The following is a 14818-nucleotide window of genomic DNA, read 5'->3' on the forward strand; positions in this document are numbered from 1 at the left end:
CCGAGGAGACCGTCATGAGCGACAACGAAAATGGAAAGGGCGTCAGCCGACGAACCCTGCTGGGGACCACCGCCGCGGCTGCGGGCGTTGGACTCGCCGGCGGAGCTGCGATGAAGGACGGCGGCTTCGTCTCGGTCGCCGACGCGCAGACCAAAGCCGGCGCGCCCAAGGCGCCGCCGGCGCGTCCGGCTGTGCAGAAGACGGAAGTCGCGCCGGGCGAGCTCGACGAATATTATGTCTTCTTCTCGAGCGGCCAGTCGGGCGAGATGCGCATCGTCGGCCTGCCCTCGATGCGAGAACTGATGCGCGTCCCCGTCTTCAACCGCTGCAGCGCCACCGGCTGGGGACAGACGAACGAAAGCCTCAAGGTCCTGACCGAAGGATTGCAGCCGGAGACACGCGAGTTTCTAAAGAGCCGCGGCGGCACCTACATGAACGGCGACCTGCATCATCCCCATCTCTCGTTCACCGATGGGACCTATGACGGCCGCTACGCCTTCATGAACGACAAGGCCAACAGCCGCGTCGCGCGGGTGCGCCTCGACGTCATGAAGTGCGACAAGATCATCGAGCTGCCAAACCAGCACACCGTGCACGGCCTGCGCGTGCAGAAATATCCGCGGACCGGCTATGTCTTCTGCAATGGCGAGGACGCCGTTCCGCTGCCGAACGACGGCAAGATCCTCGACGACAGGAAGCAGTACCGTTCGATCTTCTCGGCGGTCGACGGCGATACGATGAAGGTCGCCTGGCAGGTGATCGTCGACGGGAATCTCGACAACGTCGATGCCGACTACCAGGGCAAATACGCCTTCTCGACCTGCTATAACGCGGAGGAAGGCGTCACCCTCGCCGAAATGACCGCCAACGAGCAGGACTGGGTCGTCATTTTCAACCTGAAGCGGATCGAAGAGGCCGTGAAGAAGGGCGACTTCAAGGAAATGAAAGGCGTGCCGGTCATCGACGGCCGCAAGGGCTCACCCTACACGCGCTACGTTCCGGTCTCGAACAATCCGCATGGCATGAACACCGCTCCCGACGGGATCCACATCGTTGCGGCCGGCAAGCTCTCACCGACGGTCACCGTGATGGACGTGCGGCTGTTCGATCAATTGTTCGACGACAAGATCAAGCCGCGCGACGTCGTCGTCGCCGAGCCCGAACTCGGCCTCGGCCCGCTGCATACGGCCTACGACGGAAGGGGCAACGCCTACACTACCCTGTTCCTCGACAGTCAGGTCTGCAAGTGGAACATCGACCTCGCCAAACGGGCGTTCAAGGGCGAGAAGGTCGACCCCATAATCCAGAAGATCGACGTGCACTATCAGCCCGGCCACAACCACTCCTCGATGGGGCAGACCAAAGAGGCCGACGGAAAATGGCTGATCTCGCTGAACAAGTTCTCGAAGGATCGCTTCCTCAACGTCGGTCCGCTGAAGCCGGAGAACGATCAGTTGATCGACATCTCGGGCGATCAGATGAAGCTGGTCCACGATGGTCCGAGCTTTGCGGAGCCCCATGACGCCACCATCGTGCACCGTTCCAAGATCAATCCGATCTCGATCTGGGATCGCGCCGATCCGATGTTTGCGGATGCAGTCAAGCAGGCCAAGGCTGACGGCATCGACCTGGAAGGTGACTCCAAGGTCATCCGCGACGGCAACAAGGTGCGTGTCTACATGACCTCGACGGCTCCCGCGTTCGGACTCGAGCAATTCCAGGTCAAGCAGGGTGATCAGGTCACCGTCTTCATCACCAATATCGATGCGGTCGAAGACCTGACCCACGGCTTCAGCATCGTGAACTACGGCATCCAGATGGAGGTCGCACCGATGGCGACTGCATCCGTGACGTTCACGGCCGACAAGCCGGGCGTGTACTGGTACTACTGCTCCTGGTTCTGCCACGCCATGCATATGGAGATGAAGGGCCGCATGTTCGTCGAGCCCAAATCCGTTTGATCGGGAGTAACTCCGTGCGTCTCCTGTCATGCATGTTTCCGGCGGCGCTCGTCGCCGCCGGATTGGCCGGCTCTGCCACTGCGGAGACGCTAACAGCTGTGCCAGGCCAACCGCTGCAAGCCTTGCTGGATCGCGCGCGCGACGGTGACGTGATCGAACTTGCCTCGGGAGACTACAACGGCGCGATCCACATCGATCGCGCTCTTGTGCTGACCGGGCGCGCCGGCGCCGTGCTCGACGGCGGAGGCGCCGGCAACGTCGTGACGGTGACTGCGCCGGATGTAACCATCAGCGGGGTGACGGTCCGGGGCTCCGGGCGCGACCTGCAGGCGATGAATTCCGGAATTTTTCTCCAGAAGACCGCTGAACGCGCGAAGATCGAGAACAACCGCCTGACGGGAAACCTCTTCGGTGTCTACGTGCACGGGGCGGCGGGGTCGCAGGTCGTCCGCAACACCATCGAAGGGATTCGCGGCGGCCGCCTCAACGAGGCCGGCAACGGCGTTTCGCTATGGAATGCACCGGACGTCACCATCGCCGACAACAATTTCCGTTACGGCCGCGACGGCATCTTCACCATTTCCAGCCGCAAGGACCGCTTCACGGGCAACCGCTTCGAGCAGGTCCGCTTCGCGATCCACTACATGTATACCAACGACAGCGAAGTCAGCGGCAATGTCTCGATCGGAAACCATGTCGGTTACGCCATCATGTACTCCAACGGGCTGCGAATCCGCGACAACATTTCCGAGCGGGATCGCGATCACGGCTTCCTGTTCAACTACGCCAACTACGCCGAGATCGAAGGCAACCGAGTGACGGGCGGTCCGCTGGATACCACCGTAGACAGAGGTGACGAGCGTCCCGACGACGAGCGCGGCATGATTCCGGAGGCGAGGCGAGAGCCGGGCCTGCGGAGCGGCCCCGAAAAATGCGTCTTCATCTACAACACGAACCACAACCGGTTCCGGAACAATTGGTTCGAGCGCTGCGCCATCGGCGTCCATTTCACGGCGGGGTCCGAGGGCAACGAGATCACCGGAAACGCCTTCGTCGGCAACCGGAATCAGGTCAAATACGTCGGCACCCGCGACCTCGATTGGTCGAAAGGCGGCCGCGGCAATTACTGGAGCGACAACCCGGGCTTCGACCTCGATGGCGACGGCATCGCCGACACGGCCTACCGGCCCAACGATCTGGTCGATCGGGTGCTGTGGACCGCGCCCTCGGCAAAGGTTTTGATCAACAGCCCGGCGGTCCAGGTTCTGCGGTGGGCCCAGGCTCAGTTTCCGGCGCTCTACCCGGGCGGCGTCATCGACAACCGGCCCTTGATCGCACCGCCCCCGCGTCCGTCGGGCAAGGAGCAGCGGCGATGAGCCCGACCGTCTCCGTCACCGGCATAGTGAAGAACTACCGCGCGGTGCGGGCCCTGCGCGAGGTTTCGTTCGAACTCGTCCCGGGACGGCTCAGCGCGCTGGTCGGGCACAACGGCGCCGGCAAGACCACGCTGATCAAGTTGTTGCTGGGGTTGATCCGTCCGGACCGGGGCTCCATCCGCGTGCTGGGCGAGGACCCCGCCGCCGGCGAATTTTCGGCCCGGCGACAGCTTGGATATCTTCCGGAGAACGTCGCTTTCAACGCGGCGCTGACCGGACGGGAAACATTGTCCTTCTACGCGCGCTTGAAGCGGGTCGAGGCGTCCAAGTCTTGGCCTTTTCTGGATCGCGTCGGGCTCACCGATGCGGCTGACCGCCGGGTCGGCACCTACTCGAAGGGCATGCGTCAGCGGCTCGGACTGGCGCAGGCGCTGCTCGGGCGGCCTCGCGTGCTCCTGCTGGACGAGCCGACGACTGGCTTGGATCCGGCACTGCGGCAGACCTTCTACGAAATCCTGAATGAACTGCGCGACGACGGTGCCACGGTGCTGATTTCGTCGCATGCGCTGAACGAACTCGAGGATCGCGCGGAGCACGTCCTGATCATGAACAGGGGCTTGCTCGTCGCGCAGGGCTCGTTGACGGAACTGCGCTCGATCTCGCAACTGCCGATCCGGGTGTCGCTGGATCTTGCGCCAGGCGCCAGCATACCCGCGGCATGGATGAACGGCGAGAGCCTCGCGACCGCGCGCGGACGCCTACTGCTGGTGCCCGACGAGAAGGGCAAGATGGACGTGCTGCGAGCTGCCGCCGGAAATCCCGACGTCACCAATATCGAGATCGCGGCGCCGACTCTCGACGAGCTCTATGCGCATTTCCTCAATTCGCAGGAGAGCGCAGCGTGAGAACGATCTTCATCATCGCCGTCAAGGAGATCCAGGAGGGGATGCGGAATCGCTGGGTTCTGGCAACCACGCTCCTTCTGGCCGCGCTCGCCTTGTCCTTGACGTTCCTTGGCAGTGCTCCTACCGGAAACGTAGGTGCCGGCGCGCTCGATGTTGTCGTCGTCAGCCTGTCGAGCCTCACGATCTTTCTGCTTCCTCTGATTGCGCTCCTGATCTCGCATGATGCCGTGGTCGGCGAGATGGAGCGCGGCACCATGACGCTTCTCCTGAGTTATCCGGTTGGACGCAGCCAGGTGATCCTCGGCAAGTTCTGCGGTCATGTCCTGATCCTCGCCTTCGCGACGGTGATCGGCTACGGCGCCGCGGCGGCCGCGCTGGCGATGACAGGCGCCTCGGTACTCGCCACGAGCTGGTATGCCTTCGCCGCGATGCTCGGAACGTCGATCATGCTGGGTGCGGCCTTCGTCGCGGTTGGCTACCTGATCAGCAGCCTGGTGCGCGACAGGGGCACCGCCGCCGGCCTCTCGGTGGGGGTCTGGTTGCTGATGGTGCTGGTGTTCGACATGGCGCTGCTCGGCATACTGGTCGTCGACCAGGGGAAGATCGTGTCGGCGCCCGTTCTGGAAGCTCTACTATTCCTCAATCCGACGGACTTGTACCGGATGACGAACCTGACTGGATTCAACGTCAGCCAGTTCTCGGGAATGGCCGGGCTTGCTGGAACTGCGACCACCAGCCTTGGTGCGCTACTGATGGGCCTGGCAGCCTGGGTCGTCGCGCCCCTCGGTCTCGCCGCCATGTTCTTCGCACGGAGAGAGTTATGAGGCGCTTCGGACTCGTTTTCGCTGTGCTGGCTCCGATCGTGCTTGCCGGCTGCTGGGAAAAGCAGACGGCCGAGCTTCCGCGCCCTGAGAGGATGACGGCCGAGGACATCGGCCACTATTGCGGCATGAACGTGCTCGAGCATCCGGGTCCCAAGGGACACATCTTCGTCGCGAGCCTGATCGAGCCGGTCTGGTTCTCCTCGGTGCGGGACACCATCGGTTTCACGATGCTGCCGGACGAGCCCAAGGACATTCGGGCGATCTACGTGTCGGACATGGGCAAGGCGCCGAGCTGGGAGAAGCCCGGCGCGGACAACTGGGTCGAGGCGCGGAAGGCGCTCTTCGTGATCGGCAGTCGTGCAAAGAGCGGAATGGGCGGAGACGAGGCCGTTCCGTTCGCTGAACGGGCGGACGCGGAGAAGTTCGTCGGTGAAAACGGCGGCAGGATCGTCGATTTCGACCAGGTGCCCCGCGACTACGTCCTGGCCTCGGCTGGCGTCCAGGGAGGCGCTTCCGCCGACGACGAGGCCGACCCGCGGCGCCAGAAAAGCGATTGAGGAGAACACCATGGCGGGGACGATATCGCGCCGACGCTTCGTCAGGATCAGTGCCGCCGCGGCGGGACTCGGCCTTCTGCCCTCCGGGCGAGCCGTTCATGCCGGCGCCCCGCCCGTGGTCTGGCGCGGGACCATGCTGGGTGCGATTGCCACGATGGAGATCCACGACGAGGATCGCAGACGAGCGGAACGGCTGATCTCTTTAGCCTGCGCCGAGGCACGCCGGCTCGAGCGGCAGTTCAGTCTCTACCTGAAGGACTCCGCTCTCGCCGAACTGAACCGGACCGGCATCCTGGTTGGCCCCGCGCCCGAAATGGTCGAACTCCTGACCGCGTCGCAACGCTACTCGGAGTTGACCGAAGGCGTGTTCGACCCGACGGTACAGCCGTTGTGGGACGTCTATAAGGACCACTTTGCGCGAGAAGGGGCGGACACCGCCGGTCCGCCGCCTGCGGCGATCCAGGCCGCGCTCCGGCGCGTCGGCTACCGCCGTCTGTCGGTCAGCCGCGACCGGATTGCGATGCCTCACGGAATGGCCGTGACTCTGAATGGTATCGCGCAGGGGTACGTGACGGACAAGATCGTCGAGCTGCTGCAGGCCGAGGGCATCTCTCACAGCCTGGTGGACATGGGCGAGATCCGGGCGATCGGCGCGCGGCCCGACGGCAGCGCCTGGGAAGTGGGCGTCGCCGATCCGGAGGTCGCGGGCCGCACTGAGGCTATCCTTCCGATCGTCGACCGGGCCGTGTCGACCTCAGGGAGCTACGGGTTTCAGTTCGACCCCCAGGGCCGCTTCAATCATCTGTTCGATCCCAGGACTGGCGGGTGCGCGCGGCGGTACCAAAGCGTGACGACCGTGTCCCGCAGCGCGACGGGGGCCGACGCGCTGTCGACAGCCTTCAGCCTGATGCCGGAAGAGAGGATCCGATCCCTGCTGCAGCGCGTGGACGTCGAGCGCGTTCACCTCATCGACGCCGCGGGCAAGCCGCTCGACATCGTTGCTTAATTTCGTGAGTTCTAAAAGCCATGGAAGGAAAACTCGAATGAAGCGAATCGCAATCGTTGCCCTGATCCTCGCCGCTGGTGTCGGCCAAGCCGGTGCCCAGGATGCCGCCGCGGGCGAGAAGGTCTTCGCCGTCTGCAAAGCCTGTCACCAGGTCGGCGACACCGCCAAGAACGTCGTCGGGCCCGTACTCAACGGGCTGATCGGACGGAAGGCAGGCGCGGTGGAAGGCTACAACTACTCCGAGGCCAACAAGAAGTCCGGGATCACCTGGGACGAGGCGACGTTCTCCGAATACATCAAGGATCCCAAGGCCAAGATCCCCGGCACCAAAATGGCGTTCGCCGGCATCAAGGACGAGCAGAAGATCAAGGACCTGATCGCCTACCTGCATACGTTCGACAAGGCTCCCGTCAAGCTGACGCAGTGAGCACTCCAGCCCCAACAAAGGATGCGGCATATGAGCGAAAATTGGCTACCGTCGTTGAAGACCGATACACCCCAGGCCGGCTTCGAACTTGCCGTAAAGCTCTCACGAATGGCGGTGAAGATGACGCAGCCATCGGACGAGGTCCGTACGCGTCTGCGGGCGGCCTATGAGCAGGACTCGGAGCAACTGATCGCAACATCCCACGTGGTGGCGGTCCACTTTCAGACGGTCGCCGCAGCCAACAATTGGTGGCGCTGATGAGACGCAGCCATCGCGCCTGCTCGGGAGCCGCCCGCCCCGCACTCCGGAACGCCTGCCCGCGTCCGTGGTTCACCAGGTCCCGGCGCGAGGTGCAGCGATGAGAGGTCTCAGTACCGGTCAAATCGTCTTGCTGGTCGTCCTGGGCGCCGTTTTGATCCTCACAGGCTTCTGGGCCGTGTCGGTGTGGAGTGCGAGCAGCGGCGTCGAGATGGGCAAGCACGGGTGGATCGCGTTGGGGCTAGGCACCTTCTTCTCGCTTCTCGTCGGGTGCGGGCTCATGGCCCTGATGTTCTTCAGTAGCCGCTCAGGTCATGACGACGCCGCCGATCCGTTCCGGCGCCGGGAGGGCGGCGATCCTTAGCCGTTGCGATCTGCCCGCGAGAGTTCCCCCCAGGACCGAGGGCCGAGCTCATGAAATGGCGGTGCTGCGCTACGACATCCGCAATCCGGACGGCGCATTCCCGGAACGCCGCTGGCGCCCGATCGACTCGCCGATTCACGACGGAGGACGGCACTTGCTTTCCTGCTGCACGTAGAGGACGTGACCGATCAGGTCGGGCGCCGATCCGTCTTCGAGCTCCGGCCCCTCGACGCAGCCGCACCGCTTCGACCGCCGAGCAGCCTGCCCGTGGCGGCATCCACCAAATGCAGCGACGCGCAGGCGGGGCACAGGACCATGACGTGCGTTTCCACGCTGCCCGCCGCATCGCCGGAAAGCGAATGTTGCACGTTCATGCCCGTCGTGGGGCACTTGAAGAGAATATTGCGGTCCATGGCGGCAGCTGCCCTCGTGCGATGTCGGCCCATACCGAGGGGCCGCCCACGTGGAATTGAGATGCGTCAAAGCGAACATGGCGCAGGCGGCGTAGAGTTGATTCCGTACCGAGCGGCATCGTCTAGCGTCGGTGCTGTTACGGTTGCGGAGCTCCGGACTCCTAGGCACTCCGGGCTCCGCGCCTCATTTGCGACCGCTATATGGGCCGGCTCGGCGAGCGTCTCCGCCGAACATGATCGGCGTTGCGGGTCGAAGGACCCACCGACAAATGCGTCCTGGTGGGCATTGCCGCCGGCCTAGTTATGTCCGGTCGACGGCCGGCACGTCGCTTGCCCGTCCGCGCCGCCTCAGTTCCAACATCCGGAACAAATCTCTTCGTCCGACGTTTAGCCCCCTCATTTACGCGCATTGGGGTGCCGCGTGCGGATACGAATTGCCATGGCATGGGTGGGGCTGGCGATCTCGGTCCAGACTTTTCCCGTTTTGGCTCAGACACCTGGTCACCCGCCCGACACGATGGAGGCGCGCGTCGAGGCGTGCACTCCCTGCCATGGCAAACAGGGCGAAGGCACCAGCGACGTCTACTTTCCCCGTCTGGCCGGCAAGCCCGCCGGTTATCTTTACAATCAGCTTCTCGCGTTCAAGAACGGCCGGCGGAAGTATCCGCCGATGAACTATCTGCTCGAATATCTCGGCGACCCGTACCTGCAGGACATGGCCGAATACTTCGCAGAGCAGCGTCCGCCGCTTCCCGCGCCCGCGCCGAGCGACGCCAGCAAGGAGGTCCTGCAGCAAGGCCAGTCCTTGGTCTCGCGCGGCGACCCGGTGCGGCAAATTCCGGCATGCGGCAGCTGTCACGGGCCAGGCCTCACGGGCATGGAGCCCGGCATTCCCGGTCTCCTCGGACTGCGCCCCAACTACGTCAGCGCGCAATTGGGCGCTTGGCGCTACGGCACGCGGACGGCGAAAGCTCCGGATTGCATGCAGCAGGTCGCGGCACGGCTGACGGAGGCGGACGTCACCGCGGTGGCTGCCTACCTCGCGACCCGGCCCGCTCCGATCGTCATCGCTCCCGCTCCGAAGGGCGCCTACGTTCTGCCCTTCGCGTGCGGAAGCGAACCGGATTGAGGAAGCGGCGATGCTTTCACGCGCACAAGTCCTTGGTCTTCTGTTCTCGTTGCTGGCGGGTTGTGCCTATGGGCAGCAGCAGAACTCCCCCAGCGACATCGTCAAGCGCGGCGAGTATCTCGCGCGCGCCGGCGACTGCATCGCCTGCCACACGGCTCCGGAAGGCCGCATCTTCGCCGGAGGGCGCGCGATGCCGACGCCGTTCGGCACGCTCTACTCGTCCAACATCACGCCCGATCGCGACACCGGCATCGGCAAGTGGACGACCGAGGATTTCTACAAGGCCATGCACACCGGCCGCTTTCCGGACGGCGGTCTGATGTACCCGGCGATGCCGTTCGCCTCGTACACCAAGGTGACCCAGGCCGACAGCGCCGCGATCTTCGCCTATCTGAAGTCGATTGCGCCGGTAAGCCAAAAGAACCGGGAGCACGACCTCCGCTTCCCCTACTCCAACCGGCAACTGATCCTCGGCTGGCGCACGCTCTTTTTCAGCGAGGGCGAATACAAGCCGGACCCGTCCAAATCGGCGGAGTGGAATCGCGGGGCCTATCTCGTCGAAGGACTCGGCCATTGCGGCATGTGCCACTCTCCGATCAACGCCCTCGGCGGCACGTCACAGTCGGACGCCTTCAAGGGCGGTCTCATTCCGATGCAGAACTGGTACGCGCCGTCCCTCACCTCCAACCGCGAAGCCGGGCTCGGCGACTGGAGCCTCAAGGACATCGCCGATCTCTTGAAGACCGGGGTGTCCGCGCGTGGCGTCGTCTACGGTCCCATGGCGGAGGTCGTCCACAACAGCCTGCAATACCTGACCGACGAAGACACGAACGCGATGGCGGTGTACTTGAAGAGCATCGCCGAACCAGCGTCGCGTCCGCCGACGACGTCTGCGACGTTGCCGACCACCGAGAGCAGCCTTCTGGTCAGCCTCGGCAAGACCGTCTACGACGCACGTTGCGCGAGCTGTCACGGCGCTCAGGGCGAGGGCAAGCCGCCGCACTGGCCTCCGCTCGCCAACAACCAATCGATCGAGATGGAGTCCGCCGTCAACGCGATCCGGATGGTGCTGAACGGCGGCTACCCGCCCGGGACCGAGGGCAATCCGCGCCCCTACGGGATGCCGCCGTTCGCAGGCCTTCTCTCCGACAACGAGGTCGCCGCCGTGGTCTCCTACATCCGTACCGCCTGGGGCAATCGCGGTGCGCCGGTCAGCGCGCGCGAGGCCAACGAACTGCGCTCCGCGCCGCTGAACTGAGGCCCAGATGATCAACACGGAGCTTCCCGAGCAGACCGAGTCGACGGCGGATGACCGCGTCGAGCGTATCGTGGCCGCCGGACCGGGCGGGGCGCTGACGGTCGCCGGGATAGCTACGGCGCTGGTGGTCGGGATGTGGTTCGCGTTCTACCTCTTCGTCTTTCTCCCTCGCGGAGCCCTGCAATGACCGTCGAGAACGGCCATCAAGGCGCCGAGGTCGCGGCGCGCACGGAGCGCCGTTGGGCGACCATCTCGGTGATCATCATCGTGGTGCTCGCCGTGCTGGCCGCGTTCGCCGGCATCCACCAGGTCACCATGCCGCAGCCGCGCGTCGAGACCATCGATCCGACCCGGCTGCACCTCTCGGGCGAGTTCGTCGAGTCCAATCTCGGCAGCGTGCTGGAGCCAACCGGCTCGGTGACCGTGCGTGCCATCGGCCAGCAGTATTCCTTTACGCCGGCCTGCATCCTGGTGCCGGCCCAAACGCCGATCACGCTACGCGCCACAAGCGCCGACGTGGTTCACGGGATTCTCGTCCAGGGCACCAACGTCAACACCATGCTGGTGCCGGGCTACGTCTCCGAGCAGCTCATGCGCTTCGAGAAGCCCGGCGACCACCTGATGCCCTGCCAGGAATTCTGCAGCTTCGGCCACGAAGGCATGTGGGGCAAGGTCAAGGTGATCGACAAAGAGGAGTTCGTGGCCAAGGCGAAGAGCGGCGGGAGGCTGAGCTGTGTTGGTGAATAGAAAGCTCGTCCTCGCGCATTTTTGGCTCGCCTTCGCGGTGTTCGGGCTCGCGCTCTTCCTCGGCGCCTGGCAGATGTTCGTGCGCAGCCCCCTGTATACCTGGATCAGCGATCCAGAATGGTACTATCGCTCGCTCACGGCCCATGGAACGGTCATGGGCTACGTCTTTCCGACGCTGGTCGCCATGGGCTTCGGCTACGCCATCTCGGAGTCGGCACTGAAGCAGCCTCTCGTCGGCGTCCGCTGGGCCTGGGCGGGTTTCTGGCTGATCGTTGTCGGAGCGGTCATGGCGATGGTCCCGGTCGCGCTAGGACGCGCCTCGGTGCTCTACACCTTCTACCCGCCGCTGATCGGCAGCGTGTTCTACTACATCGGTGTCGTGCTGGTCGTGGTCGGCTCCTGGATCTGGGTCGCGCTGATGTCCGTCAACCTGCGGGTATGGCGGCGCGAACACCCCGGAGAGCCCGTTCCGCTCGCGATGTTCGCCAACGTCGCCGGATCCTATCTCTGGGCCTGGACCGCCGTCGGAGCTGCGCTCGAACTCCTGCTGCAGATCATTCCGGTCGCGCTCGGCTGGAGGACGACCATCGACGCGGGTCTCGCGCGCGTGTTCTTCTCCTGGACGCTGCACGCCATCGTCTATTTCTGGCTGATGCCAACCTACATCGCCTACTACACCATCGTGCCGCGTGCGATCGGCGGGCGGCTCTACAGCGACACGATGGGGCGGATCGCGTTCATCCTGTTCCTGGTCGTCGCCATGCCGATCGGCATCCACCACACCTTCGCCGACCCGCAGGTCGGCGCCGGCTTCAAGTTCATCCACTCCGCCTTCACCGCGCTCGTCGCGCTCCCGACGCTGCTCACCGTGTTCACGATCTGCGCTTCGGTCGAGATCGCCGCCCGCCTGAGGGGCGGCCGAGGCCCGTTCGGCTGGATCGGGGCGCTGCCGTGGGACAATCCCATCATGCTGGCGGTCGCGTTCTCGTTCGTCCTGCTCGGCTTCGGCGGCGCCGGCGGGCTCATCAACATGAGCTATCAGCTCGACACGACGATCCACAACACGCAGTGGATCACCGGCCACTTCCACCTGATCTTCGGCGGCGCGATCGTGATCATGTACTTCGCCATCGCCTACGATCTGTGGCCCCACCTGACCGGTCGAGCCTTGCCCGATCTGAGGCTCGTGCGCGCCCAGCTTTGGCTGTGGTTCGTCGGCATGATCGTCACGACCTTCCCGTGGCACTGGGTCGGCATCCTGGGTATGCCGCGCCGCATGGCCTACTACGACTATTCCGACCCGGCCATCTCGCCGCAGGCTTTCTCGGTCACGCTGTCGGTGATCGGCGCCTTCGTCCTGCTGATCTCGGGCCTGCTCTTCCTGTACATCCTCGCGACCGCGCATCGGCAGCCGGCGGCGGACGCCGGCGCATACCGCTTCAGCGTGCCCGTTCACCCGGTCCACACCGTGCCGCTCGCGCTGAACAGCTTCGCGATCTGGGTGGCGCTGATGATCGGACTGACGGTCACGAACTATGCTTACCCCATCCTGACGCTGGCCGCCCGATCCGACACATCGGTGCCGGCGGTCTACGTGGGAGCGCAATGATGAGCGCCCGCGAACTGTTCACGTTTCGCAATCCGTACTTTTCCGCCGGTGTGGGGCTCGCCGCGGGCCTCTTCGTCCTTACCGCGCTCGGCGGCTTCATCGTGCTGCCCTATGCTCAGAAGGAGCTCAAATTCGCCGGACTGTGGGACGCGATCTGCAGCGCGGCCGGCGTGCCCCAGCGCTCCGCCTCCGTTCCGACCGCCAAGGTGGGACCGCGCCTGTCCGAGGCGGTCCTGACGCCGACGATGCTGGCGAGGCCGGGCCAGGAATCGATCGGCCGCGGCGCGACCCTCGCGCAGCGGTGCGCGATCTGCCACGGCCCGACCGGGATCAGCCGCGCGGACTCGCCTAACCTGGCGGGCCAGTATGCGAGCGTGATCTACAAGGAACTGCTCGACTTCCGCTCGGGCGCCCGTAGCAACGCCGTGATGTCGCCGTTCGCCGTCGACCTGAAGGACCAGGACATGGCCGATCTCGCCGCCTACTACGCCTATCTGCCGCGGCTGCCGGCCTACCACCCGACGCCGCAACTCCCCAGGCCGCGCATCGTGATCTACGGGGCCCCGGTCCGCGGGATCGCGCCCTGCGGCTCCTGCCACGGCAGCCTCGACAACAAGACCGGCAGCCCCTGGCTGGAAGGGCAGTCAGAGGCTTATCTGAAGGCGCAGCTTCAGGCCTTCGCGTCCGGCCGCCGCACCAACGACATCAGCCAGCAGATGCGCAACATCGCCCGCGCGATGACGCCCCAGGAGATCGACGAGGCGGCAGCATACTACGCTTCGCAGCCGACGGAGATCGTGAAGTCGACGGATTGATGCCTCGCTGAAGGCTGGTCACGGCGACCGGCCCGACAACCATTATTTCGGGTACCGCGACTCGGCTAGGCTGACGAAGAATTCGGGCTTTTTTCTCTCGGGTCTTCCTGGATCGCCGGCTCTCCTCGACTGATCAAAACTCCAATGCCTCAGATCCCGCTGGAGAACCGAGTGAAGGCGGTCAGCGTCTGCAGGCGCGGCTCGACGTCGTGCAGGTAGATCTCGGTCCGGAGAAATGCGAGCTCGGTGTCCAGCGCGGACTCGCAGACGTCGACGTACCAGGATTTTGGCCGGCCGTCCGTGCCGTCGCTCCATCGGTACCCGCGCTTCTTGAGCGAATCCTTGAGCTCGAACGGCGACTGCTCGGCCCAGACGCGCACCGTCGGCTTCCGCGCAGTCTCGAGCAGCAGCGCGAGTGCGGGCGCGCCGGTCGTTGGTAGGTCGAAGTCCAAGATCTCGAGCAGCGCGTGACAGTCGTCAACAGCGCGGTGCGCCTGGTGGAAATAACCGGCGCCATTCAGAAGGTAGCCGAGCTTCGCTCCATCGAAGCCGTGCTGCCGCCAATCCACCTCCGTCGCGGAGCATGCCCAGGCCTTCCGCTCGAAGACGGGCCAGTAGCGCTCGGCAAATTTGCGATCAAACCCGCTGTTGTGCGCAATGACGACGACTACGGAATCGTCGACGAAGGCGTTCACGGCTGCCTGGTCGATCTTGTGGCCGGCCACCATGTCGTCGCTGATGCCGGTGAGCGCCGCGATCTCGGCTGGGATCGGCTCGGACGGCTCATTGAAGCCGGAGAAGGTGTCCCTAACATCAATGATGCGCCCGTCGGGCGTGTAGCCGAACTTGACCATGCCGAGCTCGATGACTTCGTCCTTGCGGTGGTCGAGGCCGGTTATCTCGGTGTCGAGCAGGATGCCGATCTTGGTTTCCTGGCTGGAGGCCAGCATCGACGTTGGCCGTGGTACCAGGCGGCGCAGCACCCGGTAGTCGCTCGATCGGCCTAGTACCTCGGCCATCGCGGCCAGATCCGATGCGTCTTGAAACATCTCTTCTCGTGGTGAGCCGATGAGGTAGTCCCGTCAGGCCCCACAATATCGGGAGCTCCCGGCACGAGATATCTGAAAGACAAGCAATTCACGGGCTTTTCGGGAGGTCGGTGCAGTTGG

At 64.6% G+C, this 14818-nt stretch carries 17 protein-coding genes; 15 read left to right on the plus strand and 2 right to left on the minus strand.

Annotated elements, in window-relative coordinates:
- Positions 1-14: 14 nt before the first annotated feature.
- From nosZ to C7G41_RS33260, 9 genes are all read left to right on the plus strand, one after another.
- Positions 15-1961: a TAT-dependent nitrous-oxide reductase gene (nosZ, locus tag C7G41_RS33220; protein ID WP_106946485.1), complete on the plus strand. Its 1947-nt coding sequence runs from the start codon at positions 15-17 to the stop codon at positions 1959-1961.
- A 32-nt stretch (positions 1962-1993) separates the two neighbouring features.
- Positions 1994-3337 carry a nitrous oxide reductase family maturation protein NosD gene (locus C7G41_RS33225; protein WP_199198747.1) on the plus strand — a complete coding sequence of 448 codons (1344 nt, stop codon included), beginning with the start codon at positions 1994-1996 and terminating at the stop codon, positions 3335-3337.
- Entirely contained in the window at positions 3334-4242 is a 909-nt protein-coding gene (locus C7G41_RS33230) for an ABC transporter ATP-binding protein (RefSeq protein WP_106946487.1), read from the plus strand. Before C7G41_RS33225 ends, C7G41_RS33230 begins: the two co-directional genes overlap by 4 nt.
- Entirely contained in the window at positions 4239-5066 is an 828-nt protein-coding gene (locus tag C7G41_RS33235) for an ABC transporter permease subunit (RefSeq protein ID WP_106946488.1), read from the plus strand. The genes C7G41_RS33230 and C7G41_RS33235 overlap by 4 nt, the downstream gene beginning before the upstream one ends.
- Complete coding sequence (locus C7G41_RS33240; protein WP_106946489.1) at positions 5063-5623, plus strand: nitrous oxide reductase accessory protein NosL; 561 nt, start codon at positions 5063-5065, stop codon at positions 5621-5623. The genes C7G41_RS33235 and C7G41_RS33240 overlap by 4 nt, the downstream gene beginning before the upstream one ends.
- A 10-nt stretch (positions 5624-5633) precedes the next feature.
- Entirely contained in the window at positions 5634-6629 is a 996-nt protein-coding gene (locus C7G41_RS33245) for an FAD:protein FMN transferase (RefSeq protein ID WP_106946490.1), read from the plus strand.
- Positions 6630-6666: 37 nt separating this feature from the next.
- The gene (locus C7G41_RS33250; RefSeq protein ID WP_106946491.1) at positions 6667-7056 is read left to right on the plus strand and encodes a cytochrome c family protein; all 390 of its coding nucleotides are present in this window, start codon (positions 6667-6669) and stop codon (positions 7054-7056) included.
- A gap of 30 nt (positions 7057-7086) precedes the next feature.
- The gene (locus C7G41_RS33255) at positions 7087-7314 is read left to right on the plus strand and encodes a hexameric tyrosine-coordinated heme protein (protein WP_106946492.1); all 228 of its coding nucleotides are present in this window, start codon (positions 7087-7089) and stop codon (positions 7312-7314) included.
- 100 nt (positions 7315-7414) lie between these two features.
- Positions 7415-7678: a hypothetical protein gene (locus C7G41_RS33260; RefSeq protein ID WP_106946493.1), complete on the plus strand. Its 264-nt coding sequence runs from the start codon at positions 7415-7417 to the stop codon at positions 7676-7678.
- Positions 7679-7866: 188 nt separating this feature from the next.
- Here the strand turns inward: C7G41_RS33260 and C7G41_RS33265 are convergent, their stop codons facing one another.
- Entirely contained in the window at positions 7867-8091 is a 225-nt protein-coding gene (locus C7G41_RS33265; protein ID WP_106946494.1) for a hypothetical protein, read from the minus strand.
- A 439-nt stretch (positions 8092-8530) separates the two neighbouring features.
- Between C7G41_RS33265 and C7G41_RS33270 the strand changes: the two genes are divergently transcribed.
- Genes C7G41_RS33270 through C7G41_RS33295 form a run of 6 tightly spaced genes read left to right on the plus strand, consistent with a single transcriptional unit; the run spans position 8531 to position 13649 of the window.
- Complete coding sequence (locus C7G41_RS33270; protein ID WP_106946495.1) at positions 8531-9220, plus strand: c-type cytochrome; 690 nt, start codon at positions 8531-8533, stop codon at positions 9218-9220.
- 10 nt (positions 9221-9230) lie between these two features.
- Positions 9231-10478 carry a cytochrome c gene (locus tag C7G41_RS33275; protein WP_106946496.1) on the plus strand — a complete coding sequence of 416 codons (1248 nt, stop codon included), beginning with the start codon at positions 9231-9233 and terminating at the stop codon, positions 10476-10478.
- A 7-nt stretch (positions 10479-10485) separates the two neighbouring features.
- A complete protein-coding gene (locus C7G41_RS33280) occupies positions 10486-10665 on the plus strand; it encodes a hypothetical protein (protein WP_106946497.1) in 180 nt (59 codons plus the stop codon).
- The gene (locus tag C7G41_RS33285) at positions 10662-11225 is read left to right on the plus strand and encodes a cytochrome C oxidase subunit II (RefSeq protein ID WP_106946520.1); all 564 of its coding nucleotides are present in this window, start codon (positions 10662-10664) and stop codon (positions 11223-11225) included. Before C7G41_RS33280 ends, C7G41_RS33285 begins: the two co-directional genes overlap by 4 nt.
- A complete protein-coding gene (locus tag C7G41_RS33290) occupies positions 11212-12834 on the plus strand; it encodes a b(o/a)3-type cytochrome-c oxidase subunit 1 (RefSeq protein WP_106946498.1) in 1623 nt (540 codons plus the stop codon). Before C7G41_RS33285 ends, C7G41_RS33290 begins: the two co-directional genes overlap by 14 nt.
- On the plus strand, positions 12834-13649 hold the full coding sequence (locus tag C7G41_RS33295; RefSeq protein ID WP_199198745.1) for a c-type cytochrome: 816 nt from the start codon (positions 12834-12836) through the stop codon (positions 13647-13649). The genes C7G41_RS33290 and C7G41_RS33295 overlap by 1 nt, the downstream gene beginning before the upstream one ends.
- Positions 13650-13798: 149 nt before the next feature.
- Here C7G41_RS33295 and C7G41_RS33300 read toward each other — a convergent pair whose 3' ends face one another.
- Positions 13799-14698: a 3'-5' exonuclease gene (locus C7G41_RS33300; protein ID WP_106946500.1), complete on the minus strand. Its 900-nt coding sequence runs from the start codon at positions 14696-14698 to the stop codon at positions 13799-13801.
- Positions 14699-14818: the final 120 nt, after the last annotated feature.

Source organism: Bradyrhizobium sp. MOS002, from assembly GCF_003020115.1.
GTDB lineage: Bacteria > Pseudomonadota > Alphaproteobacteria > Rhizobiales > Xanthobacteraceae > Bradyrhizobium.